23 protein-coding genes are annotated in these 22,436 nt (G+C 59.5%); 7 read left to right on the top strand and 16 right to left on the bottom strand.

What is annotated here, in order from left to right; genetic code table 11:
- Window positions 1–327: 327 nt before the first annotated feature.
- Entirely contained in the window at window positions 328–612 is a 285-nt protein-coding gene (locus AC1D2R_RS23585; RefSeq protein WP_477971043.1) for a DUF982 domain-containing protein, read from the bottom strand.
- A 136-nt stretch (window positions 613–748) separates the two neighbouring features.
- Between AC1D2R_RS23585 and AC1D2R_RS23580 the strand changes: the two genes are divergently transcribed.
- From AC1D2R_RS23580 to AC1D2R_RS23565, 4 genes are all read left to right on the top strand, one after another.
- Window positions 749–916, top strand: coding sequence for a hypothetical protein (locus AC1D2R_RS23580; RefSeq protein ID WP_477971041.1), 168 nt, complete (start codon window positions 749–751; stop codon window positions 914–916).
- The gene (locus AC1D2R_RS23575) at window positions 916–1,107 is read left to right on the top strand and encodes a hypothetical protein (protein ID WP_477971039.1); all 192 of its coding nucleotides are present in this window, start codon (window positions 916–918) and stop codon (window positions 1,105–1,107) included. The genes AC1D2R_RS23580 and AC1D2R_RS23575 overlap by 1 nt, the downstream gene beginning before the upstream one ends.
- Window positions 1,108–1,495: 388 nt before the next feature.
- Window positions 1,496–2,140, top strand: coding sequence for an SOS response-associated peptidase (locus tag AC1D2R_RS23570; RefSeq protein WP_477971037.1), 645 nt, complete (start codon window positions 1,496–1,498; stop codon window positions 2,138–2,140).
- Window positions 2,141–3,796: 1,656 nt separating this feature from the next.
- The gene (locus tag AC1D2R_RS23565) at window positions 3,797–4,036 is read left to right on the top strand and encodes a hypothetical protein (protein ID WP_477971035.1); all 240 of its coding nucleotides are present in this window, start codon (window positions 3,797–3,799) and stop codon (window positions 4,034–4,036) included.
- Window positions 4,037–4,252: 216 nt separating this feature from the next.
- On the opposite strand, the gene AC1D2R_RS23560 is transcribed toward AC1D2R_RS23565, so the two are convergent.
- Entirely contained in the window at window positions 4,253–4,441 is a 189-nt protein-coding gene (locus tag AC1D2R_RS23560; protein WP_477971033.1) for a hypothetical protein, read from the bottom strand.
- Between the two features lie 307 nt (window positions 4,442–4,748).
- On the opposite strand from AC1D2R_RS23560, the gene AC1D2R_RS23555 reads away from it, so the two are divergent.
- Entirely contained in the window at window positions 4,749–5,153 is a 405-nt protein-coding gene (locus tag AC1D2R_RS23555; RefSeq protein ID WP_477971031.1) for a helix-turn-helix domain-containing protein, read from the top strand.
- A gap of 21 nt (window positions 5,154–5,174) precedes the next feature.
- Here the strand turns inward: AC1D2R_RS23555 and AC1D2R_RS23550 are convergent, their stop codons facing one another.
- The 6 genes from AC1D2R_RS23550 to AC1D2R_RS23525 all read right to left on the bottom strand — a co-directional run bounded on the left by AC1D2R_RS23550 (window position 5,175) and on the right by AC1D2R_RS23525 (window position 11,021).
- Window positions 5,175–5,444, bottom strand: a complete 270-nt coding sequence (locus AC1D2R_RS23550; RefSeq protein WP_037066692.1) for a hypothetical protein — start codon at window positions 5,442–5,444, stop codon at window positions 5,175–5,177.
- A 74-nt stretch (window positions 5,445–5,518) separates the two neighbouring features.
- A complete protein-coding gene (locus AC1D2R_RS23545) occupies window positions 5,519–6,265 on the bottom strand; it encodes a TfuA-like protein (protein WP_477971029.1) in 747 nt (248 codons plus the stop codon).
- The gene (locus AC1D2R_RS23540) at window positions 6,262–7,521 is read right to left on the bottom strand and encodes a YcaO-like family protein (protein WP_477971028.1); all 1,260 of its coding nucleotides are present in this window, start codon (window positions 7,519–7,521) and stop codon (window positions 6,262–6,264) included. The genes AC1D2R_RS23545 and AC1D2R_RS23540 overlap by 4 nt, the downstream gene beginning before the upstream one ends.
- 10 nt (window positions 7,522–7,531) lie before the next feature.
- Entirely contained in the window at window positions 7,532–7,669 is a 138-nt protein-coding gene (locus AC1D2R_RS23535) for a hypothetical protein (RefSeq protein ID WP_477971026.1), read from the bottom strand.
- Window positions 7,670–7,792: 123 nt separating this feature from the next.
- On the bottom strand, window positions 7,793–9,703 hold the full coding sequence (locus AC1D2R_RS23530; RefSeq protein ID WP_477971188.1) for a BTAD domain-containing putative transcriptional regulator: 1,911 nt from the start codon (window positions 9,701–9,703) through the stop codon (window positions 7,793–7,795).
- Window positions 9,704–9,980: 277 nt separating this feature from the next.
- On the bottom strand, window positions 9,981–11,021 hold the full coding sequence (locus AC1D2R_RS23525; protein ID WP_477971024.1) for a glutamine synthetase beta-grasp domain-containing protein: 1,041 nt from the start codon (window positions 11,019–11,021) through the stop codon (window positions 9,981–9,983).
- 501 nt (window positions 11,022–11,522) lie between these two features.
- Between AC1D2R_RS23525 and AC1D2R_RS23520 the strand changes: the two genes are divergently transcribed.
- On the top strand, window positions 11,523–11,726 hold the full coding sequence (locus AC1D2R_RS23520; protein WP_477971022.1) for a DUF2735 domain-containing protein: 204 nt from the start codon (window positions 11,523–11,525) through the stop codon (window positions 11,724–11,726).
- A gap of 253 nt (window positions 11,727–11,979) precedes the next feature.
- The gene (locus AC1D2R_RS23515; RefSeq protein WP_477971020.1) at window positions 11,980–13,191 is read left to right on the top strand and encodes a TIGR03862 family flavoprotein; all 1,212 of its coding nucleotides are present in this window, start codon (window positions 11,980–11,982) and stop codon (window positions 13,189–13,191) included.
- A 116-nt stretch (window positions 13,192–13,307) separates the two neighbouring features.
- On the opposite strand, the gene AC1D2R_RS23510 is transcribed toward AC1D2R_RS23515, so the two are convergent.
- The 8 genes from AC1D2R_RS23510 to AC1D2R_RS23475 all read right to left on the bottom strand — a co-directional run bounded on the left by AC1D2R_RS23510 (window position 13,308) and on the right by AC1D2R_RS23475 (window position 22,345).
- Window positions 13,308–14,390, bottom strand: a complete 1,083-nt coding sequence (locus tag AC1D2R_RS23510; RefSeq protein ID WP_477971018.1) for a DUF917 domain-containing protein — start codon at window positions 14,388–14,390, stop codon at window positions 13,308–13,310.
- A 9-nt stretch (window positions 14,391–14,399) separates the two neighbouring features.
- Entirely contained in the window at window positions 14,400–15,503 is a 1,104-nt protein-coding gene (locus AC1D2R_RS23505) for a DUF917 domain-containing protein (protein WP_477971016.1), read from the bottom strand.
- Entirely contained in the window at window positions 15,493–17,040 is a 1,548-nt protein-coding gene (locus AC1D2R_RS23500; RefSeq protein ID WP_477971014.1) for a hydantoinase/oxoprolinase N-terminal domain-containing protein, read from the bottom strand. The genes AC1D2R_RS23505 and AC1D2R_RS23500 overlap by 11 nt, the downstream gene beginning before the upstream one ends.
- A 5-nt stretch (window positions 17,041–17,045) precedes the next feature.
- Window positions 17,046–17,930 (bottom strand): oligopeptide/dipeptide ABC transporter ATP-binding protein, encoded by an 885-nt coding sequence (locus tag AC1D2R_RS23495; RefSeq protein ID WP_477971012.1) that lies wholly within the window; start codon window positions 17,928–17,930, stop codon window positions 17,046–17,048.
- Window positions 17,927–18,769: an ABC transporter ATP-binding protein gene (locus AC1D2R_RS23490; RefSeq protein ID WP_477971010.1), complete on the bottom strand. Its 843-nt coding sequence runs from the start codon at window positions 18,767–18,769 to the stop codon at window positions 17,927–17,929. The genes AC1D2R_RS23495 and AC1D2R_RS23490 overlap by 4 nt, the downstream gene beginning before the upstream one ends.
- The gene (locus AC1D2R_RS23485; protein WP_477971008.1) at window positions 18,766–19,656 is read right to left on the bottom strand and encodes an ABC transporter permease; all 891 of its coding nucleotides are present in this window, start codon (window positions 19,654–19,656) and stop codon (window positions 18,766–18,768) included. The genes AC1D2R_RS23490 and AC1D2R_RS23485 overlap by 4 nt, the downstream gene beginning before the upstream one ends.
- Entirely contained in the window at window positions 19,656–20,678 is a 1,023-nt protein-coding gene (locus AC1D2R_RS23480; protein WP_477971006.1) for an ABC transporter permease, read from the bottom strand. The genes AC1D2R_RS23485 and AC1D2R_RS23480 overlap by 1 nt, the downstream gene beginning before the upstream one ends.
- Window positions 20,679–20,782: 104 nt before the next feature.
- Window positions 20,783–22,345 (bottom strand): ABC transporter substrate-binding protein, encoded by a 1,563-nt coding sequence (locus AC1D2R_RS23475; protein ID WP_477971004.1) that lies wholly within the window; start codon window positions 22,343–22,345, stop codon window positions 20,783–20,785.
- Window positions 22,346–22,436: the final 91 nt, after the last annotated feature.

Here is a 22,436-nt window from a genome sequence, read left to right as displayed (position 1 = left end):
CCCTTTCGGTTACGCGCTTACGACGTTCTTCCCCGGTTAGTGAACCCGGTGAAATTCTGGTGAAGGTAGCCGGCGATGTGTCCAGTCATGGACGCCGCGGTGATTGCACGCACGATACGGACCGCTACTGGTTATCCCCTCCCATTTGGTTTCATAGGTCCATGCCGGCGCAGCAGGAGGTTCGATTTGAGCAGCGCCAGGCACTCTCGACACGATCTGCTAAAGGATCGAACGGAAGGTTTGGCTGAGCCGGACACTCCGCTTCCGCGCGGGGAGCGCAGCGGCTTTTCAGAGGCAACGAGTGGCTTGAAGGCGTCTCGAGTTCGGCTAGCCTACCTTCTTCATCTCTTCCATATCGTCGGGAAGTACGTGCATCCCTGCGGCGTGTGCCGCCTCGACGAATGCCTTGCGGGCTGTTTTCGCGTCGGTGTAGAACTCCAATGCTTCCAGGGAGCGCATGAGCGCACGATGAAACGGTGCACCCTTGGCACCTGGCCAACCGGAACTCATAAGGAGCCCCGCCAGATGCTCGACCGTTTCGGCCTGCTGGTACCTCGCCACTCCGTCAATCTCGACGTGAAGTGGAGCAATGGGGATCCGAGTGCCATCCATAACGCTCTTAACCTTCTTGACATTCCGCGAGTCATTAAATGGCAACTGATTCGCTTTCGTCCAGTAACAGATTCATGTTCGACTTGACTCTTTCGTATATTGAGAACATAAAGGGAACAAAAGATGAGGTTCGCACATGACAAGGACAGAGGAAGTCATCGCAAACGCATTGGCCGTTGTGGCAGCATGCCGTGCAGAACGCGAACGCGATGCAGAGCGCCGGAAGCAAGTCTTCGGCAGGATTGAGATCGGCAGGCCCTTGCCGGTGATCAAAGGTCAGCAGCTTAGCCTGGACCTCCACTGATGCTGTCCATGAAAAATGAAGACGTCGATTTCGAGGTGCAGGCTGCGCTCGCGTGGCACGATGACGACGTACACGCCACAATCGCTACTCTGCTGGAGGACATCCGTCATTTGCGCCAACAGCTCGCGCTGGTGGAAGGCGCGATGAGCCGTGGCATGACACGCGGGTGGGTGCCGCGCTTCGATCGGTGATCACCTGCAGGATAGCGTCGGACCATACCCGTACTTGAAATGAACGGTAATCTGCCGATACGCCGGCTGGAAAAGGTCCAGATCAGGAAGATCCTGGAAGGATGGCGTCCTGTGAGCCGTCGGGCGCACCTCTCGCTTCATGCTGTCAGCCAAACACGGGGTCGACTTGTAGATGACCTCACCGTCTAACGTGGGCCACTCATGTCTGCGGCGGCGAAACCGGTCGATTGCAACGCTCGTATCATGCAAGCTTTTTTGAGCACCGCTATCTCGTATTTTCTTTTTCCGTGCGCCAGACTGCGCTGGAATTCACGGCCCTCTTCATGGGCGAGATCAAAGATCCAACCGACGTCGACAAGCTCGGGTTTGGCGACCCACGGAGACCAGGATGTGCAACCTATACCGCATGACCTCGAACCAAGAGGCTATACGGCAGTTCACCAGAGCCATGATCGACTCCTCCGGCAACCTCGAGCCGGAGGTCGAAGTCTACCCGGATCGGCTTGGGCCGGCGGTGCGCAATACGCCGGATGGCCGCGAGATCACAATGTTGCATTGGGGGATGCCCTCGCCGCCGGTCGTCACCGGCGGCAAGCCCGATACTGGCGTCACCAACATTCGTCGTGTGGAATCGCCACATTGGCGCGGCTGGCTCCGCCCGGAGAACCGTTGTGTCGTGCCATGGACTGAGTTTTGCGAATGGGAAGACACCAAGCCCAAGAAGACAAAACGCTGGTTTGCCCTCAACGATGATAAGCCGCTGGCCTTCTTTGCCGGCATTTGGACCAGATGGAACGGCGAGCGAGGTTCCATGAAGGCGCCTCGCTCAGGAAGCCATGAACTGTTCGGCATTCTGACATGTGAGCCAAATACGGTTGTCGCCACCATCCACCCGAAAGCCATGCCGGTAATCCTCACAAGTGAGGAGGAGATTGAACACTGGATGACTGCGCCTTGGGATGAAGCAAAGAATTTGCAGCGACCACTGCGCGACGACCGGATTGTCCTGCTACCGGTCGAAGCGTCAGGCTGACCATGAGCAATGACGACGAGCCTTGATCAACATCTCGCATCCTGCAGCACACGACGTACAAGTGGCATACGAGTTTCTCGCGGTGACAACGCCATCTGAGCCGATCCAGAGCGAGTGAGTCTGCGGGGGCTGTCAGCTACGGAACTAAACCTCTCGCCTGCAGTTTTCATCGCGGATCGCGTTGGGCGGAGCCCCAAACTCTCCGCACAAGCCCCCCTTGTTAGCCGACGCGATCCACCATCCCGGACATGTCTTCTCATTCGCGAGCCGGGCCGCCAGTCGGGCGCAAGCGGGCCTGCAGTACGTGGTGGTTTTTGACCGAGGGGTTGGTCAGGTGACATGCCTTTCGAGGGTAGTCAGACAACAAAGGGTCTCAGCGAGGCATTTGAAACCTCTTCTTGTATATGGCGCCAAACCAAGCCCGCGGGACCTGAGCTTTATCGATGTCTCAGTGCTGAGAACACTCTCATCACGAGACCGATGGGCGCGAAGATTACACCCAGCACCACAACCAGGACCGCGGCTGCCGCACGTTGAGGTAATGTGAGCTCCTTTGGGTCAGCTCCCTTCTTTGGGTCTTCACTCATTGGGGTCGCTGAGGTGACATGGCGGTTCCTCCTTCCGACGAAGGAACTACTAAGGGGGCGATCCAGTTCCCAAGGCTTATTGCGTCCGGGTCGTGGAACATCGCATCCACCATTCCACCCAATTCCTTTCAATGCGCATGCCTGCGGAAGTAACCTTACCGACTAACCATCGCTCGAGGTTCGAGTTGCCTGTTGATCTGGCGTCGTTACCTTGGTCGCAGCGGTAAGAAGGCAGCCGTGGTCTGAGTGGGGTCAGATCGGTACAAGCCCGCTCTGGCTGGGGCCCAGGGCGGGCTTTTTCTCTTCGGCCGGCAATCACCAGCAGCCTTGCGGTGATCCGAACCGATTATGGGAAGCCGCCTGGTTGGTGAACTGTCGGTCGTGCTGCAGGATCGCAGCCGCCGGATCAAGGCTTGGTTGAAGCCTCTCGAATGCTGCCATGCAATCAGCCGTGTCGCTGTCTGGCAGCCCGAAATCATGGCACCGAGCCGCAGCATCAAGAGAGAAGACGCCTGGCCATTGATATTTCCGCTTTTCCACGAAGCGTTTGACGGCAGGTCGAAGGGGATGAGTGCTCCCACTGCTTGAGCGAAGCCTCGCTAGTGGCGTTGATGTTCCTCGCCATTGAAAGACTTCAGGAAAACCGCCCGCCGAAGCGAGCCCTTGCGAGTGTTGCAATTCCGCACTCGACTCCCGATTGGAGCAATGCTTCAGTGATCAAGCTAAAGTGTTGGGAGTTGGCGATGTATTGCGAGTGGGATGAAGTCAAAGAGCGACGGCATTATCTGATAAAGTTCACCTCGGTCTGGCTTGCCGCTATCGCACTCGCGTTTCTTCCCGTTTGGTGGTTGGTACAGGAAACGACCTTCTAGCCTGTCAGAAAGAAAACGGCTGCAGCTCAGCCGTAGCCGGGATGTAAGCGATCTCAGCGTCGGCGTGTGTGTCATTGGTGTTCCTTATCGCGACTGTCCGGCACGCCAGAATGGATCATCTTTTAGTATATTCTAATTTTTAGCTTGAATTCTCGCTCGCATGCCTTTTTGATTGATGCGACGCGGGAGAATGGAAGATGGCGCGATACAAAGACAAACGCCGGTTTCGCTGCGAGGGCGAAGCAGGAAGGTCCTATGTCATTGTCGAGCAGATCAAGGAGGCCCGTGGGCTCGGCCTCCCAAGAACGGACTATATGACGGAGGACGGAGAGATCGCGAACCGTCTGGACGATGACCATTTCCTGATTCTCATGACCAAGGAGATAGTCAGCGTCCAGAAACGTCAGCGCAAAGGTCAGTACAATCAGCCGGTCTAGCAGTCCGACCCGTCACGCCACAGTGACGTCGGCGCCCGAGCGGTGTTCGTTCGAACAGGCTGTCGACTTGAGGAGCCCCCTGCGCTCGATTACCATGATCGTGCCGTGGTAATCGGACAAGTCGGTACCGCTGCCAGCATGTAGCAACCGGTGACACCGCACCGGTGTTGAAGATCGTGATATTCATCCCGGCGTGCATGTCTATATTGATACCGCTCAGGACCGGAATGATTCAGGTGCCGTGCCGATCAGCGCCGCATAGCTGGCCTTGGATGTAGTGTAGGTGGAGCCGGGTCCGAACGTCCAGCGTGCCTCCGGCGTCGAGTAAAATGTCAGCCCGGTCTCGCAAGGTGTCGTGGAGAACGGCGTGCTGTCGATGCCCTTGGCAGCCAGCAACTCGCTCATGGGCAAATTGATGCGCATCGGAGTTTGAATGGCGAAGTCGGAGCCATCCCAACCAGTTGAAATTTCTTTGGTCGTCGACAGAACCAATCACGTGAACGATGCGTATAGACAACGATCTATGGTTGTCCCCGAAACCCGGGGAGGCAGCAGGTCGCGCAATTCGGTTTCAGCTGGAAGTCAGGGGCAGCAGGCACATGAGCAATCAGGAAGAAAAATCGATCGGCACAATTGATCCGTTCAAATATCTTGGTTAGGTTGCTGTATAGCAAAAATATCGCGCCACAACCGGCGCGGAAAGGATAAGGCCATGAAAGACGGTCCTCACACAGTCGACGTCCATGTTGGAAAAACGATCCGCATCAAGCGCTTGATGCGCAAGGTGTCCCAGACAGAGCTCGGTGATCGCGTGGGTGTCACGTTCCAGCAGATCCAGAAGTATGAAAAGGGCTCCAATCGCGTTTCGGCCAGCATGCTGGTGGAAATCGCCGGCGCGCTGGAGGTCGACGTCCGTTCGTTCTTCGAAGATCTGGCCCCTCTGGGCACTGCGAACGACAATCCGACGCCAACCGAGGAATTTGTCGTGTCTCGTGACGGCGTGCTCCTGAATGCGGCTTTCCTCTCCATCAAGAACGAGCAGGTCCGCAAGAAGATCGTGAAGCTCGTGCAGGCAATTGCCGGCATGGACCAGTTGGATACCGAAGCTGCCGAATAAGGCAGCTTCGTAAAACTGCCGCTAATGACAATCGAGGACAACCAGGTTGTCCCGGGCGTCCTTCATTGCCAGCTTTGTCTTGGTCCCGACCAGCTTCTCGAGATTGACGTCAAGCTCGCGCTCCGGATCGATGCCGTCCCAATCGATGACCACTTGCAACAGCGCCATGTTCGCCAGGTGCGTCAGATTGTGAAGCTTGAGTTTTTCCGCTTCGTCCTTCGCGGCCGAAAGAAGGCGGAATATCCTGGCATATTCGCTACCCGTACCTTCGTCGCTCGTCTGAATGTTCATATGACCGCCTCTATCATCTCACTCCAGACACTGTTCTGGAGCTTTGGTCTCCATGGCATCATTCAGGCCCGGCGTTATTTCAGCGTTACAGGCGTGACAGCGTTCGTCACTTCCGCCCGAAGTGTCTCCCAGTGTGACGTCGCGGCAAATCCCCAACTGCGCTCGACCTTCGCAAACCCGCCATCGTTCAGGTAACGCAGGACGCACTCCGCGTCTGCGCGCTTGCGTTCGATCCTGTTTGACCGAATGAGGCGAAGGATCTCTCCGGCGCGGGCTTCGCTTGCGAAGGCACACCCCTCGACGGCCCTGGAATAGGTCCGGTCTGAGAAATGCAGCGCGCGGCCGGCGAGCAGCAACATCTTGCACTCGCCTGCAGACACGGCCCCTCGCCGGCGCAGCGCGTCGATCGTCGGCTCGTAGTCCACCCACGGAATCGAAAGCGGCAGCCACCCAAGCGCCTCTGGCGCATGAACAAGGGCGACCGCTTCGTCATCGATCAGACGTCCATCGGCATAGTCCTCAAAGATGCTTCCCAAGCCAATCATGCCAAAGGCGGCGCATTCGGCGGCCCGCAATGCACCCATGCTTGCTCCACCGGCCACCACCACGTTCTTCTGAAGCGCGTAGAGGATTTCCTTGTGCCACACGGAGGGCACTTCGCCGAAATAGCCATCGACAATGCCGATCGCCCGCGCACCGTCCTGCACGGCCTGGAGGATATCTCCGCGCGCCGCGGGAGGACGGAAACGGATGGACGGATGGGTTGTTTTCAGCTTGGCGAGATCGGCGCCGAAGCTCGGCCCTGCGAATATCACTTTCATGAGAAGGTTCCCTGCATGGCGCCGACGGCGCGCAACCCAAGCTGGATGAATTCGCCGCTCACATCGACCTCAAGGCCCGGTACGATAACCCGGACGACCGAGACCGGCAAACGCGGATGGGGCAGCGGCACTGCGACGACCTGCTCAATGCCTCTTGCCTGAAGGCGCTCGACAATGTGGCGGATATTCTCCTGAATGCTGCGTTGTGCCGGCTCGATGGCGAAATTCGGCGTTCTTGGCGCTTCGTCGCACAGATCGATGAGCTGCTGCATCGGCCCGTCGCCGTCCAGCTGCTGATAGAGCCGAGGCGAAAAGTCGTCGCGGCTCCCCGCGATCGCCGTAAGACGGCTCTGCGCTGCCTCTGTGATGGCGCGCAGCGCAGCGCGCACCGGATCTGGATGACAACCGCAACCACCGCACACATGGGTCCATCGGGCGTCTACGCGGTCACCGAGATTGTCCGGAATGATGACGGCAAGGAAGCTTGGCACGCCGATGTCGGTCGTCATATCGAGCAGCAAAAGGCGCATGCCCGCGCGTGTGATCCGATCAACGACAATGTCGACGATCGGATCACCGAACGCCGAGGGGTTGATCCGGCAACCGCGCAGCTGATCGTATGGACGCAGCTGTAAAAGCGCCCAGGCGTCGCGTTCAACCAGCTCGCAAAGGCCATGCAATACGGCCTCCGCCGGTCGATTTCCGGAGGCCAAACCGTCGCTCGATTGCTCGAATCCGACCGGCCGCGCACCGCGGTGATCGAGCCCGACAAGCGACCACGGAACGAAAACAGGCCTGTTGGAGATGATGTCGATGCCCTCTCCCCAGGCAATCGGGGCCGTATCGATATCCGAGGGCACGCAGCGCGCGACGGAATCGAGATCGATGATCGACGCCCCCTCGGCCTTCATGCCGTCCAGCGTTGCAACGATCAGGTCATTCGGCTGCATCTCGGCGATACGCGTTTCCACGGCTTCCATGGCAGCCGAGGTCATCGCCGCTTCCTCGTCAATGCCCTTCCCCTGAAAGACGGAGAGGGTGTAACTGTTCGGTCGCGTGGCGAAGGCAACGGGGATTTCGAGCAAGTCAAGTGCCGTCAAAAGACCCACGCGTGTAATGCCGAGCTCGGCAAAATGCGGCTTGATCGCCGAAAATGTCTGCCCAGGCGTCAGGGAGCGGTCGTGATAGGCATTGATGCCGGCCGCCGAGAGGCTGAGATCTTCGACCAAATCCTTGAGTGCGGCCTGGACAGACATTCGCAACACCTCAGCGGAATTTCAGGGCGTGGACGATGCTGGACGTGGCGTTCGTATCGAACTGCACTGAGTCCTGCTTAAGCGCAGCCTGCGCTGCTGCCGAAAGGCGAACGGTAGAGGATGCCGGCTTGATTTCTGTCGTGGTCATTCTTCTGACTCCTGCTGGGGCAGCACCTGGCTGCGGACAGAAGCAGGATGAACCTAATGCGTTATTCCGGCGTGACCGGGATTGGGCGGTTGCCGTAGCACCGGATGCCCCAGGTGTAACGCTTTAGGACAAACCGGCCATGCGAAGCCCGTCGATCAGCTGGCGCGTATCGTCGGGATTGCGGTCGGGTACGAACTGCCAGACGTCGTCCGTGCGAAAATCGGGGAAATTCTCAAGTACGATCGAGGCATAGCGGGCTGCGGACTTCAGATCGCCGTTCTTGGCATGGGCGGCGGCAAGCAGCCGCGAAGCCGCCGGGCGTTCCTTGACGCGGTCCAGAACTTCGATTGCCTTGGCATAATTCTCCTGGACGAAGTGGATTCCGCCGAGGTTCCAGTAGTAGTAATCGGGTGGGAGTGGGTTGAGCTTCATCGCCGCAAGGCTGAGCTCAAGCGCCCGCTCGCTTTGCCCGTCATGCAAAAGCGCATCCGCAAAGTCGGCCAGGATATCGGCATCATTCGGATTGAGCATCTGCGCCTCGGCGAAAAAGTCGAGACTGTCTGCGAACCGTCGCCGATAGAGGGCCACAAAACCAAGTTCACGCATGGCACGACCGCTGTTTGGATCACTGTCGCGCGCGAGCCAGGCAGACCGGTCCGCCTCCTCCAGAAGGACCGTATCCTTCATCCCCCGCACGAGCCATTCCATGCCCAGTACGCGTGCCATCCCGGCGTGCGCGGACGAGAACCTGTCGTGCCGGGACAGCGCCGATTTGAACCACTTGCGCGCCTGACGCAAATGCTGGAGGTCGGTCTTGGAGACAAAACGCTTGCCTTCGAGGTAGAGACGGTAGGCCGACGGATTGACGTCGGACATCATGTCCAGGAGTTCGCGGCGCTCAATCGTATCGGCAAGCGTCATGACGATGCGGCGCGCAAGCTGGCCGAACGACTGGTTGACCTTCTGCATCGCCAGCGGCAGATCAATTGCCCAAAGCACTTCCGCAGTCGACGTTCTGGTCAACCGGCAGGTCGCGTAGATGTCGTCTTCGCGACCATGAATAGTCACGTAGACCGTGTAGTCGAAACGCAGATCCTGGGGCGGCGGCGGCGCACCTCCCGCAAGGTTCCGATTCAGGATCTCGATGCTTGTATGGGCGGCGATAACCTTGAAGCCTCTTTGCTGGCTGAGCCCGATCGTCACGTCCTCCAGGAGAGCCCGGCCGACACGCTGCAATAGCGGATCAGACAGCATCGTCTCCGGCGGCAAGATAAGGACTCGCGGCTGACCGAGCGCATCCGAGGAGCTACGGTCGGGCGGCGGCTCCGCCGCAGCAAGCGCCACCGGGGCGACGATGCCGAGCTCCCTGGCAAGGGCTTGCGTCACAGCATCCGGTTCGGATCCGTATTCGGTTTTCAATTCATTGCGGCAGCGAAGATATGCCTGCCGCGCGGCGCCAAAGTCACCAGCCTGGACATGGGCACTCATCAAGGCCCGGCAGGCAACCTCGTGGGCGGGATCCGTCTCGACGAGCAGACCGGCGAGCATGTGAATGTCGTCGAGCGTGCGCTTCTCGCGCGCCTCCAGAAGCGTGACGATATGAGAATCGCGGCGCTCGGCGATGCGCCGGCGCTCCACCGTCACCCATTCGTCGGCTTCCATGGTCGGGGCGCGAAAGCCTTCGAGAAGCTCGCCCTGCAACAGATACCAGTCGGACCGCGATAGAGGCTTCGCGGCGTCACGCAGCAGCAGGACATCGACATTCCAGCAGACAGCATCAAGCGCAAGATGCGTGTTGGTCGTCTTGAGGAGACGCGGAAGGTCTTCTGGAATGCTTCTGTCAATACGGGCAAGGAGTTGGCGCAGGCTGCCGGCACGCTGCTTGGACGCTTCGGATTGCCAGAGTATGCCGCGAATGGTTTCGCGCTCCATGGACAATTGCGGCGACGCTACCAGAAACGCCAGCAGCGCATAAGCCTTTTCGGGTAGCACAATCCCGCAGCCATTCACGAGGAGCGTGGGCTTTCCGAGCAAACGAAGCAAAGGGCCGTGGTGGCTAGCCAACGATTTCACAGACAACTCGCGATTGGATAATCCGGCCGCAAGTATAGAGGCAAACCATGCCAACGCAAAAGGAATGTGCCGATGCAGTTGAATGTTTCAACCGTCGGGTGCTTGGGCCATGGGTGCACTTCATCCCCTAACCCTATAGGCGAAAAACAATTTCAGTAGCCTCACGGCATCCCGTCGACATGAAAAAATAGCGCCGATCTCTCGACCGGCGCTACCTCATTGCGAAATCAGTTTGCGATCAGGCTGCAGCCGAGGCGGCGCCCGCAATCGGAACTTCCGAAATCGTCTTCAAAACCTGCGAAGCGATCTGGTAGGGGTCGCCCTGGGAGTTCGGGCGGCGATCTTCCAGGTAGCCCTTGTAGTCGTTCTTGACGAACGAGTGCGGTACGCGGATCGAGGCGCCACGGTCTGCAACACCGTAGGAGAACTTGTTCCACGGAGCAGTTTCATGCTTGCCCGTCAGGCGCTTGTCGTTGTCAGGTCCGTAGACGGCGATGTGGTCCATCAGGTTCTTGTCGAACTGCGCCATCAGCGCTTCGAAATATTCCTTGCCGCCAACTTCGCGCATGTACTTGGTCGAGAAGTTGCAATGCATGCCCGAACCGTTCCAGTCCGTGTCGCCGAGCGGCTTGCAATGATACTCGATATCGATGCCATACTTTTCGGTCAGACGCTGCAAGAGGTAGCGAGCCATCCAGATTTCGTCGGCGGCGCGCTTGGAGCCTTTGCCGAAAATCTGGAATTCCCACTGGCCCTTGGCCACTTCGGCGTTGATGCCTTCATGGTTGATGCCGGCTGCGAGGCAGAGGTCGAGATGCTCTTCGACGATTTCGCGGGCGATATCGCCAACGTTCGAATAGCCGACGCCGGTGTAGTACGGACCCTGCGGGGCCGGGTAACCCTGCTCCGGAAAGCCGAGCGGGCGGCCGTTCTGGTAGAAGAAGTATTCCTGTTCGAAACCGAACCAGGTGCCTTCGTCGTCGAGAATGGTAGCACGCGAATTCGAAGGATGCGGAGTGACGCCATCTGGCATCATGACTTCGCACATGACGAGAACGCCATTGGTGCGGGCCGGATCGGGATAGAGGGCGACCGGCTTCAGCACGCAGTCAGAGCTGCGGCCTTCCGCCTGCATTGTCGAGCTGCCATCGAAACCCCAGAGCGGGAGTTGCTCGAGCGTCGGAAATGCGTCGAATTCCTTAATCTGCGTCTTGCCGCGAAGATTTGGTACCGGTGTGTACCCGTCGAGCCAAATGTACTCGAGCTTATACTTGGTCATTTGCGAGTCTCTCAAACAAAAATGTGAGCAAATCCTCAAGCGGACCCGGCCGCCAAAACGCCCGTGCCCGCGAAGGGATGCGCCTTCACATGCATGTGGCGTGCCAGTTGGCGAAGGTCGTCCAGCAACCGCGGCGAGACCACCAGTCTTGTCGGTGGCGGGACAGGGACCGGAGAGCCAGGAGGAGGTCATTTGGCGTTGAACTCACAGCCGGTTCAATCGGTTACGAGGGTGGCCACGCCACGTCCTCTCTCCGCATGCAGACCTGCAGAGCAGCACTTTCAAAACGACGCTTTTTCCACATGCACGGGTAGATGCTTAAAAGATATGCAGATGACTAACTTTTGAACGTGACTGATTTCTGATATAAACCTGATCAATTCCGAGCTGCCTATTATTCCAACAAATATTGCTCTTTTTTCAATCAAGTCGCGCAATCTCTGTGCAACCGTGTTATGATCTCTTAACGTTCTCAAGCAGGACTCAATCAGGAGGCATGACATGGTCGTTGGTGTGCATCACGAGTCAGCGAAAATTTACGCTTTTCCAGCGAAGCGCTTCTCGTCTGCAGGAATTAGGCAAAAAGCTGATATCGTGGAAGATATTGGTCCGTGTGTCTACGATAGCTGCTGGTACCATGAAGATGCGATGAAGGAAGAGACCGCGCCTCCCGCGCCGAAGTTTTCGCCGCGCCTCGTGGATTGATTACGCAGCCTGTCGAACAACGAAACATGATCTTGCCGCCCCATCCGTCGGCGCCGGACGAAAGTCATGAGCAGCTGCCAGCCGCTGCGCACCTCTGACGGATTTCGTAAAATCGCCATGACCTTGGCAGATCTGCCTTTGCCCTCCCTTCCCCGAATACACAAGGCTGGCGCCAATTGAGGCGTCACTGGCCTTGCGCCAGTGCCAGCGCGCGTCATGAGAGGGGCGGACGATCGAGTTTCCAGGCAAGGGCATGACAAAAAAACAGATCGCAATCATTGGCGGCGGCCCCTCAGGGCTGATGGCGGCCGAGCAACTGTCGACGACCGGCCATGTCGTCACGGTTTATGACGCGATGCCGACTGTCGCCCGTAAGTTCCTACTTGCCGGCAAATCGGGCCTCAATATCACGCATTCCGAGGATTTCGATCACTTCTCCACGCGGTTCGCCACGGCCACTTCGAGGCTTCGCGACGCCCTGGACGCTTTTAAACCCGAAGACGTTCGCGCCTGGGCGGCCGGATTGGGAGCCGAGACGTTCGTGGGATCATCGGGGCGGGTTTTCCCGGTGGCCATGAAGGCGTCGCCCCTGCTGCGCGCCTGGTTGAAGCGCCTGGAAGCGCGCGGCGTCACGATCCTGACGCGGCATCGCTGGTGCGGCTTTTCCGACGGCGGATATCTGTTTGAGACACCAGACACCGGCGTAAAGACCATCCGGTGCGACGCCGCGTTACTTTCGCTCGGTGGCGCGAGCTGGCCACGGCTCGGCTCGGATGGGCGATGGGTTCCCTGGCTCAGGAACAAAAAGATTTCAATTCATGACTTTGAGCCGGCCAATTGCGGCTTCGACGTCGAATGGAGCGCGTATTTCCGCCAGAATTACGCCGGCGCTCCGGTCAAGTCCGTGACCGCGCAATCAAGCGCCGGCACATTTCCCGGAGAGTTCGTCATTACCGAGGACGGCATCGAAGGCAGCCTGGTCTATGCCCACGCTGCCACACTGCGCGATGCTTTGGTTGCGGGAGAGGCAGCGTATCTGGCTATTGACCTTGTGCCCAATCGTTCGCCAGAGCGGATATTGCACGACCTTGCCAGACAGGACCCGAAGACAAGCCTGTCCAACCGTCTGCGCAAGGGAGCAGGTATTGATGGGGTCAAGGCAAACCTTTTGCGCGAGCTTGGCAGCACCGCCGACCTGCACCAGCCTCAGCGTCTGGCAAAGCTGATCAAGGCGTTGCCGGTCCCGGTTGTGAGGCCTCGGCCGATCGCCGAAGCGATCTCGTCGGCGGGCGGCGTTGCCTGGGAGGGAATCGACGACCACTATATGCTGAAGGCCTCCCCCGGCCTCTTCGTTGCCGGCGAAATGATCGATTGGGAAGCCCCGACGGGCGGCTACCTTCTGACCGCCTGCTTTGCTACCGGCCGTGCAGCAGCAAGAGGGATCCAAGCCTGGCTCGAGCCGTGACCGCAGCTCATGGGTTCCATGGGGAGCGGTCCGTGGGCAAGAGGAATGAGTGATCCGCTCCGCGCAGAACGCAGCGGATCACTGAAGGGCAAACGTGCTGGCCGGGCCGAACGTCGTTAGGAGAACGGATAGGGCGTATAATCGGTCTTGTAGCCGAAATAGCGCGGTCCGACGAGCGCGATACCCTCTGGCGTCTGCCATTGCGGATTGCACGGAATAGCGAGCGCCACCAGGCGCAATCCGTAGCGTAGTGAATCGGCCGTCACAGGATTGCCGCTGTCGGCCTCCAGCAACGTGATCAGATCCGGCGTGGTGCAGACCATCTCGCCATCGCGCTCGGCCATCAGGAATTCGTTCTGGAACTCGAGCTTGAAGGCGTGCCCCTTCCAGCCCTCCAAACCATCGAAACGCGCGCTGCCGCGGGCAAAGCCACCGACAGTCCGGCGGTCGATATCCCTGACGCGACCATTGAAGATGATGCTTGCACCCAGCATCCTGGTGATCGCTGCGACGGGATCGGCATGAGCCGCCCTGCTCTCGCGCAACGTCCGGCCAAGATTGGCGCAGAGCGAGAGCGTCCCACGGACGACAGCTTTCTTCGCCACGTCGCCGCTCATCGGATAGAAGGCGAGCAATGCCGAGCCGCCCATCTCCACGGTTGCGGCGCGGGCGAGCCGCTCGGTCCAGCCATTGCTGACCGTCTCCAGAACAAGCGAATTGCCCTTGTCGTCACAAAGGACCATCGGGGTCGCCGAGACACCGTGCATGGTGAAAGTGACCATTTGCAGCTCAGGATAAGCCCGGCCCATGCCGTCGCCATCGACAAGTGGCAGGCCAGTTGCAGCGGCAACCACAAACGGGGTCGTCGAATTGACACCGCCAGCTTCACCGCAAAGCACCGCGTCGATCTTGCGACCCAGCAGCTGCTCAAGCTTGCGGAACGCAACGATCAGCTCGTCGCCCTGCGGGAGCTTCTCCGTCATCACCGTCGGTGCACCCATCATGCAGACCGGCACCACCAGGGCATCGTCATGAAGATCCTCCACATCGACGAGCTTGACAGGTCCATGCTTGCGGATCGCTTCCTGCGCCATCAGCTTGCCGACATAGGGATCGCCGCCGCCGCCGGTTCCGAGAATGGCACCGCCGATGGCGATGTCTTCGAGATCCTCTGCATAGATCGTTCTGAGGATTTTCATGTCGGCCCCTTATTCCGCAGCCTGGCGCGTCAACATCGGCTCGAAGGTCAGCTCCGGAAAACCGAATGCCTTTGGTCCGACGATCTCGAGCGCTCGCGGGGTCTTCAGGAGATCATGCGCAGGGAGCGCGATCACGGCGACGCGCTGGCCGTAGCGCAGCATTTCCGTGGTGATGGGCTCGCCCGTGTCGATCTCAAGGTTCATGATCAGATCCGGCACCATGACCACCGGTTTGTCGTCGACCCAGAGAACCAGGTTTTCATTCTGGATGGCAATGCGTGCTTCCGACCCGGACCAGTCACCCGTTCCGGTGATGATGGCGTGGCCGCGTGAAAATCCACCAGTCAGTTCACGGCGGATATCGATGATCTTGCCCGTGAAGTACAGCTTGGCCCCGGTGCTTTCGACCACGCGTTCAACGACATTCTGCCGCTTGGCACGGGCATCGAGCACAGTACGTCCGATTGCGAGGGCTTGCGAGACCGTGCCAGGAACAGCAGTCCGCTTGACGAAATCGCCACGCATCGGAGCAACGGCAAAGCCTGCACCTGCGCCCATGGCTACAGCGACGTCGCGGGCGAAGCGCTCGAGCCAGAACATGTCGATAATGTCCTTGAAGACAACCACATTGCCCTTCTCGTCAGCGATCGCGGCAGGCGAAACATCGGCGCCGTAGATCATGTAGGTCGTCATCTGCACTTCCGGGAAAGCACGGCCCATGCCGTCGCCATCGACGACCGGCAGACCTGCCATCGCGGCCGCGATGATGGGCTCGATGGAGTTCGACCCACCGATTTCGGCCGAAATCACGGCTGATACATTGACGCCGGCGGTCTCCTCGACGGCTCGCATGGCGCGATAGCATTCCCCGCCCTCTTCGATTTTTTCGACACCGACGACGGGCGCACCGATGCCACCGACTTCGGCGACCCAGGCATCGTCTTTCAGCGCCTCAAGCGGGATCACGCGAACTTCCGCACCTTTGCGGATGAGTTCGCGAGCACGCAACATGCCGACATAAGGATTGCCGCCGCCGCCGGTGCCCAGCAGTGCTGCCCCGATCGAAAGCGGCAGCAGGTCTTCTTCCCTAAGCAGATAACCTTCAGCGCGCATTGAGCTCTCCTACGGCCTTGACGCGGATACGGGTGGCGTTGCCCGGAAGATATGCCAGCGGCACATCCTCAATGTCGACGATCTCGATCGAGTCGCGCGATGCGCCGGCAGCAACGGCCGCATCGATGGCGCGGTTCTTGGCATCTTCCAGCGACTTTTCGCGGCCGAGCTCAGCAAGCGCGTAGACCCGGTCCACCTCACCCGAAACCTGGGCGATGGCGGCGCCGACGGCGTTGGCAACGCCAAAATGCGACGGCTTGATGACTTCCAGCCCCGCAATTGGACGAGTAACCAGGATCGAACCGCCGCCGACGACGATGACGGGCAGCGGGTCGGGCGAAAGACGCGAACGTTCGACGCAGTCTTCCAGCATGTCATGGATCTTGGCTTGCGCACGTTCGAGGAGATTTTTGGAAAGATGCGAAACCTTTGACGCTTCGCCGAGTTCGGCATTGCCTGCCGCAACGGTGATATCGGTGGTGGTCAGCGTCGAGCCACCGAAGACAAGCGCTTCGGTCTTGATGCGGTATCCGACGGAAACCGGGCCGATCTTCAGACCCTGCTCCGTCTCGACGACGTGCGAGCCGCCGCCAAGACCGATCGAGAAGACATCGGGCATACGGAAGTTGGTGCGCACGCCACCGACCTCCACCGCGACTGTTGCCTGACGCGGAAAGCCCTTATGCAGCGAGCCGACGTCGGAGGTTGTCCCACCAATATCGACGACGATGGCATCGCTGACGCCAGACAGGAAGGCTGCACCGCGCATGGAGTTGGTGGGGCCGGACGCAAAGGTCAGAACCGGAAATTTTTCGGCGAAGGAGGCATCCATCAGCGTGCCGTCATTTTGCGTGAGGAAGAACTTGCCCTTGATGCCGGTCTCGCTGATCGCCTTGCGGAAGGCGTCGATCACATGGGCGGACAGGTCGCGCAGGCATGCGTTCATGATCGCCGCGTTTTCTCGCTCCAGCAGGCCAATGCGGCCGATCTCGCTCGACAGAGTGATATGCGCGCCGGGAATTGCGTTTTCGAAGATCTCGGCGGCGCGCTTTTCGAAATCCGCGCTGACCGGCGAGAACACGGATGTGATGGCGATCGTGTTGATGCCTTTCGACTTGATGTCTTCGGCAATCTTCAGCAGCTCGCCCTCATCAAGAGGCGAAATCACACGGCCGTCGAATTCGTTGCCGCCATGGGCGAGATAGGCGTGGTTGCCGATGGACTGCCTGAGGTCTTCGGGCCAGTCGACCATTGGCGGCAGCGAGGCGGTCGCCGGTAGGCCAAGTCGAACGGCGGCGGTCTGCGCCAGATCGCGACGCTGGACCACGGCGTTGGTGAAATGCGTGGTGCCGATCATGACGAAATCGACGGCAGATGCATCCATCTTCGATGCGGCGAGCACGTCGCGCAACGCGTTGACGACGCCGCTCATGACATCCGCTGTGGTGGCGGATTTCACGCCGGCGATGACCTCCGGCCCGTTCATAATGACGGCATCCGTGTTGGTGCCGCCGACGTCAATACCAATTCTAACCATTAGTCTTAACCTCGTTTTTGACTTGCTGTTTGACCGGCCGCCCTCAGCGCGAGCAGTTTCTCGGCTGTCGGGATTTCCCCGTCGATCAATGGAATTTTTGGGCGCATCGCCTCCTCCTCCTTGGAGATGACAGGAACGGATGCGAGGAGAAGCCGGGTGTAGTCGTGGGATGGGTTTTCGAAAACGGCTGTCACCGTGCCGGTCTCGACGATCTGGCCGCGATAGAGCACGCCGACATTGCGGGCGAAGTTGCGCATCAGGCTGAGATCGTGGGAAATAAAGAGATAAGTGAGCTCCATCTGCCGCCCGAGATCGGTCAGCAGATCAATGACGCGCGCCTGCACGGAAACATCGAGCGCTGATGTTGGCTCATCCAGCACCAGCAGCTTGGGTTCGACCGCCAATGCCCTGGCGATCGCGACGCGCTGCTTCTGGCCGCCGGAGAGCTCGTGCGGATAGCGCTCCGCAAAGTTTGCCGGCAGCTGCACCATTTCCAGAAGCTCGCCGACGCGCTCGCGCTTGTTGCCGCAAAAGCTGTGCGCATCGAGCGGCACGGCGATCGACTGCCCGACCGTCCGGCGCGGATTGAGCGAAGACCCGGGATTCTGGAACACCATCTGCACGTGCCTGACATGGCCGCGCGATCGCTTCGTGAGGCTCTCGCCGTCAATGACGATATCGCCCCCGTCGGGCCGTTCCAACCCCATGATCATGCGCGCTATGGTTGATTTCCCCGAGCCGCTCTCGCCAGCGAGGCCATAGACCTGGCCCTTTTCGATCGCGAAGGAGACATCGTCCACCGCCTTGACCTCGCCGATCTGTCTGCCAAAGGCGTTGCGGACGGGAAAGGACTTGCGGAGATTGCAGATTTCAAGCATCGGTGCGCTCATGCCGTCACCTCCCCACCGAAGCGCATGCCGCCAGTCAGGCGCGGCACGGCATTGATCAAGCTTTGCGTGTAAGGATCGCGAGGCGCTTCAAAGATTTCGACGGTTTCGCCGTGTTCTACGATGATGCCCTTGTTCATCACGTACACGTAGTTGGAGGTTTCCCGGACGACGCCAAGATTGTGGGTAATCATCAGAAGGGCGAGCCCCCGCTCCTCGACGAGGTCCTTCAAGAGCTTCAGGATTTGCGCCTGCGTTGTCACGTCGAGCGCGGTTCCGGGTTCGTCGGCAATCAGAAGCTGCGGCTCGCTCAACAGTGCCATGGCGATCAGCACGCGCTGCCGCATGCCGCCTGACAGCATGATCGGAAAGGACCGCGAAATCCGTTCCGGGTCGCGCATGCGGACCTGTTCAAGTACTTGGTGCACGCGGGCGGTACGCTCCTGTCGGGAACGTGAACGGCCCAGGCGCTTGTCGGCATATTTGAGGATCGTTCCCATCTGGTCGCCGATCGTAAAGACCGGATTGAGTGAGCTCATCGGATCCTGAAACACCATCGACATGGCTGTGCCACGCAGTCGCAGCCGTTCCTTGGTCGACATTGTCAGGAGGTCAGCGCCGTCATAGTAGATTTCACCATCGACGATCTTCGCCGGTGGTTGGCGCAACAGCCCCATGATCGCCTTCATGGTCACCGTCTTGCCGGAGCCACTTTCGCCGACAAGGGCGACCTGCGAGCGTGCCGGGACGTCAAGGCTGACATTGTGCAGCACGCGGCTCGTGCGGCCATAGGTCGAAAATTCGACCGAAAGATCGTTGACGCGAAGAAGTGGGAAGCTCATCGGACCTCCTGCACATCGAAGAGATCACGAAGACCGTCCCCGAGCAGATTGAAACCAAGGGCGACAAAGAGGATCGCCGCACCCGGCAGAACCGATTCCCACCAGTAGTCGGGCAGGAAGGCAGCACCCTGAGCGACCATGGTTCCGAGATCCGGCGTCGGAGGCTGGATGCCGAGACCGAGAAAGGAGAGCGATGCTCCGACCAGGATCACGAACCCGCAATCAAGCGAGGTCTTGACCGCGAGCGCCGAGACGCAGTTCGGCAGGATCTCACGGAACAGAATATGAAATTTGCTGGCGCCTAGCGTCTCGGCCGCTTCGATGAACTCCTGGCTGCGGATCTGCCTGGTGATCGAATAGATCAGCCGTGTATGCCAGGTCCACCACAGTGCCGAGATCGCCATCAGCGAATTGATGAGGTTCGGCGACAGAACGGCAGCCACGGCAAGGGCCATGACCAGCGGCGGGATGGCGAGCGCAATATCGGTGAGGCGCATGATGACGGCCTCGACCCAGCCGCCGAAGTAGCCGGCCAGCATGCCAAGCACTGTGCCGACCGGGACCGCAGTTCCAAGAACGACGAGCGCCAGGAGCAGCGAAATGCGCATACCGAACACGACGCGGCTGAAGATGTCGCGGCCGACATTGTCGGTGCCGAACAGGTATTCGCTCGATGGCGGCAGATGGCGGGCCCGGAAGTTCACGGCAGCACCCACATGTTCCGGGTGCGGTGTTATCCACGGCGCAAGGAGCGCCGCAAGCACGCAGATGACGACAATTGCCGCGCCGATCACGGCGGTCGGATTTCGCGAGAACCTGTACCAGTTCTGATAGGCGTTCGACAGTCGTTCGGATTGCGCTGAATTTTCCAGCGAGGTGTCGGACATCAGCGTCTCCCCCGGATGCGAATGCGCGGATCGACGATGCCGACGAGCACATCAATGACAAGATTGACGATGACGAAGAAAATGCCCGACACGATCACCACGCCCATGACGGCATTCAGATCCTTTTGCATGATGGTGCGAACGCCATAGGCCGCCATGCCGGGCCAGGCGAAGACCAGTTCGACGACGAAGGCATTGCCGATCAGCGAAGCGAATTCCAGGCCGGAGATGGTCAGTGGAGGCACGAAGCTCGGGCGAAGCATGTATTTGAACACCCGCAGCCGTTCGGGAATGCCGAAGGCGCGGCTGGCCTCGATATAGTCCTGGCTTGCGACATCGATCATCGAGGAGCGCGTGATGCGGGCGATCTGCCCCATCGTTGCGGCAGCCAGCGCAATAGACGGCAGCAGGAGGTAGCGGAAGGCTTCGCCAAAAACATCCAGTCGGCCGCGCAGCAGCGCATCCACGCTGATGAGGCCGGTTATGTCAGCGCGGAAGGCAAGGTCTGGCGGCAACCGTCCCGTCGTCGGCAGGATATGCAGGACATAGCCGGCAAGGATCTGCAACAGAATGGCAAGGAAGAAACTGGGCGTCACGGCAGAGAAAATGGCGATCAGCCGCACGAGATTGTCGGGCCAGCGATCCTTCCAGCGGGCAGCAGCGACGCCGAGCGGAACGCCGAGAACGAAGGCGATGGTGATCGTTGTCAGCACGAGCTCGAGGGTGGCAGCAAAGGTCTCGCTTATGTCGCTTGCGACAGGACGCTTTGTCAGCAGGGAAAGGCCGAGATCGCCTTGCGCCAGGCCGGAGACATAGATTCCATACTGCTGGATCAACGGTTTGTTGAAGCCCATGGTTACACGCAGCTGCTCGACCTGTTCGGCGCTGGCGCGTGGCCCAAGTGCCAGCCGGACCGGGTCACCGGGCATGCCGCGCGCAATTGTAAAGATCACTACCGACAGTCCGAACAGGACCAGCAGCGACCAGAGCACACGCCTGATCATGAAGAGGAGGAATTCCAATGTTCCAGCCTTGTCTCGAAGCAAAAGGAAGGGTGCGGACGGCCCGAAGGCCGTCCAGCTTCAGGCGGCCCAGAGGGGTGAACGCCGCCTGAAAGACGCATCAGTCATTCCTTGCAGGTCCAACTGTAGCGCGTGAACTTGTAATCGAAGGACTGCATCGGCACGGCATGGAAGCCCTCGAGGCACTTGTCCATGGCATGTTGCACCGTCTGCGTCTGCAGGAAGACATCCGGCTGCAGATCGACGATCTTGTGCTGGAGTTGCTTGTAGATTTCGGCCTGCTGCTTGATATCGGGCGTCTCGCGGGCCTTGTCGATCAATGCGTCGATCGCCGGATCCTGCAACCACTCGGCAGACGCCCAGGTGCCGGCAGCCTTGGAGTGATACTGCGTGAAGAACATCGAGTCCGGCGAGGGATAGGTCGGGCCGAAGAAGATCTGACTGACGGCGGGCGTCGTGTCTATCTTTGTTGAAATCTCGGTGATGCGGTTCCACGGATCAGCCTGCTGCGTCACCTTGAAGCCCAGTTGTTCGAGATTTGATTGCATCAAAAGGCTGATTTCTTCCTCGAACTTCGTACCGGCGACATAGCCGAGCGTGATCGGAATGTCCTGGCCCGCATATTTAGACTGGGCGATCTCTGCCTTTGCAGCTTCGAGATCGAACTTCGGGGCCTCAAGGTCGATTGCGTAGAAGTCCGCAAACCCGGACGGCAACGGGCCATTCAGCTGGCCGCCTGGCACGATCACGTTGCGGACCGTGTCGTAGTCAGTCGCATAGGCAAGCGCTTTGCGGATATGGATGTCGTCGGTCGGCGGAACCTTGGTGTTGAGCTTGAGGTAGAAGCCGATGGTCGTATCTTCGCTGGCGATGTCGAAGCGGCCCATATCCTTGAGCGCTTTATACGTATCAGGCGACTGATACTGGCTGCTCATCGTCAGCTCGCCGGATGCGGCAATCGAGCGCACGGTCGCTTCGTCGTTGGTGATGATCCAACGAACCTCGTCGATCGGGCCTTTGCCGAAGCCCTTGTAGTATTTCGGATCACGCTCGATGGTCATCGACGCACCGCGGTCCCAGTCCTTCAGGGTGTAAGGCCCCGCGCCAGCGCTCTTGGTCGCGAGATACGTCTGGCCGTCGTCGCTTCCCGCGTTGGCCTTCACCACGTCAGCATTGACGATGAACACTGCTGGCACGGTGCTCAGGAACGGCGCGAAGGCCTTCGACAGCGTGAACTTGACAGTGTGCGGGTCGACGGCGGTGATGGCGCCGGACTTCAGCACGTCTGCAAACAGATTTGCCGGGCCCTGATTGATGGTCAGCAGCCGCTCGAAGGAGTAGACGACGTCGGAGGCTTCGACCGGCGACCCGTCGGTGAAATGGGCATCGGCGCGCAGCTTGAACGTCACTTCCCTGGCGTCTGGAGAGATGGTCCAGCTTTCGGCCAGTTCCGGCTGGAGACTACCCTTCGAATCGACGGTGATCAGGCCGTCATAGAGGTTCACAGCCGCCATGTAGTCGGTGTAGTCGGAGATTTTGGCCGGGTCGATCGTGCCGAAAATCTGGACGGTATTCATGGTCACGACCGTCTTGGCCGCTGCCGCGCCTGCAATGCCTGCAACAAGGGCGGCCAGTGCGGTCGAAGCAATTAGTCTGAACTTGCTCATGATATCTCCCGGTTCAAAGTTCCCTGCGCGCCCTGTGGGCTGCCTTACGCGTTGACGTCCATCCCGGCGTCTTGGCGCGCCTTCGGAACGA

The organism is Rhizobium sp. P1_C7 (genome assembly GCF_056406295.1).
Note: the sequence above shows the minus strand (reverse complement) of the source record. Positions and strands in the feature narration are given on the sequence as shown.

Coding starts and splice junctions, on each gene's coding strand:
- AC1D2R_RS23525 (WP_477971024.1), bottom strand. CDS start 11,021: ATGACCAAGTATAAGCTCGAGTACATTTGGCTCGACGGGTACACACCG.
- AC1D2R_RS23490 (WP_477971010.1), bottom strand. CDS start 18,769: ATGAGCTTCCCACTTCTTCGCGTCAACGATCTTTCGGTCGAATTTTCG.
- AC1D2R_RS23475 (WP_477971004.1), bottom strand. CDS start 22,345: ATGAGCAAGTTCAGACTAATTGCTTCGACCGCACTGGCCGCCCTTGTT.
- AC1D2R_RS23535 (WP_477971026.1), bottom strand. CDS start 7,669: ATGACCACGACAGAAATCAAGCCGGCATCCTCTACCGTTCGCCTTTCG.
- AC1D2R_RS23575 (WP_477971039.1), top strand. CDS start 916: ATGCTGTCCATGAAAAATGAAGACGTCGATTTCGAGGTGCAGGCTGCG.
- AC1D2R_RS23515 (WP_477971020.1), top strand. CDS start 11,980: ATGACAAAAAAACAGATCGCAATCATTGGCGGCGGCCCCTCAGGGCTG.
- AC1D2R_RS23540 (WP_477971028.1), bottom strand. CDS start 7,521: ATGTCTGTCCAGGCCGCACTCAAGGATTTGGTCGAAGATCTCAGCCTC.
- AC1D2R_RS23495 (WP_477971012.1), bottom strand. CDS start 17,930: ATGAGCGCACCGATGCTTGAAATCTGCAATCTCCGCAAGTCCTTTCCC.
- AC1D2R_RS23555 (WP_477971031.1), top strand. CDS start 4,749: ATGAAAGACGGTCCTCACACAGTCGACGTCCATGTTGGAAAAACGATC.
- AC1D2R_RS23485 (WP_477971008.1), bottom strand. CDS start 19,656: ATGTCCGACACCTCGCTGGAAAATTCAGCGCAATCCGAACGACTGTCG.
- AC1D2R_RS23505 (WP_477971016.1), bottom strand. CDS start 15,503: ATGCGCGCTGAAGGTTATCTGCTTAGGGAAGAAGACCTGCTGCCGCTT.
- AC1D2R_RS23550 (WP_037066692.1), bottom strand. CDS start 5,444: ATGAACATTCAGACGAGCGACGAAGGTACGGGTAGCGAATATGCCAGG.
- AC1D2R_RS23510 (WP_477971018.1), bottom strand. CDS start 14,390: ATGAAAATCCTCAGAACGATCTATGCAGAGGATCTCGAAGACATCGCC.
- AC1D2R_RS23565 (WP_477971035.1), top strand. CDS start 3,797: ATGGCGCGATACAAAGACAAACGCCGGTTTCGCTGCGAGGGCGAAGCA.
- AC1D2R_RS23520 (WP_477971022.1), top strand. CDS start 11,523: ATGGTCGTTGGTGTGCATCACGAGTCAGCGAAAATTTACGCTTTTCCA.
- AC1D2R_RS23545 (WP_477971029.1), bottom strand. CDS start 6,265: ATGAAAGTGATATTCGCAGGGCCGAGCTTCGGCGCCGATCTCGCCAAG.
- AC1D2R_RS23585 (WP_477971043.1), bottom strand. CDS start 612: ATGGATGGCACTCGGATCCCCATTGCTCCACTTCACGTCGAGATTGAC.
- AC1D2R_RS23560 (WP_477971033.1), bottom strand. CDS start 4,441: ATGAGCGAGTTGCTGGCTGCCAAGGGCATCGACAGCACGCCGTTCTCC.
- AC1D2R_RS23580 (WP_477971041.1), top strand. CDS start 749: ATGACAAGGACAGAGGAAGTCATCGCAAACGCATTGGCCGTTGTGGCA.
- AC1D2R_RS23500 (WP_477971014.1), bottom strand. CDS start 17,040: ATGGTTAGAATTGGTATTGACGTCGGCGGCACCAACACGGATGCCGTC.
- AC1D2R_RS23570 (WP_477971037.1), top strand. CDS start 1,496: ATGTGCAACCTATACCGCATGACCTCGAACCAAGAGGCTATACGGCAG.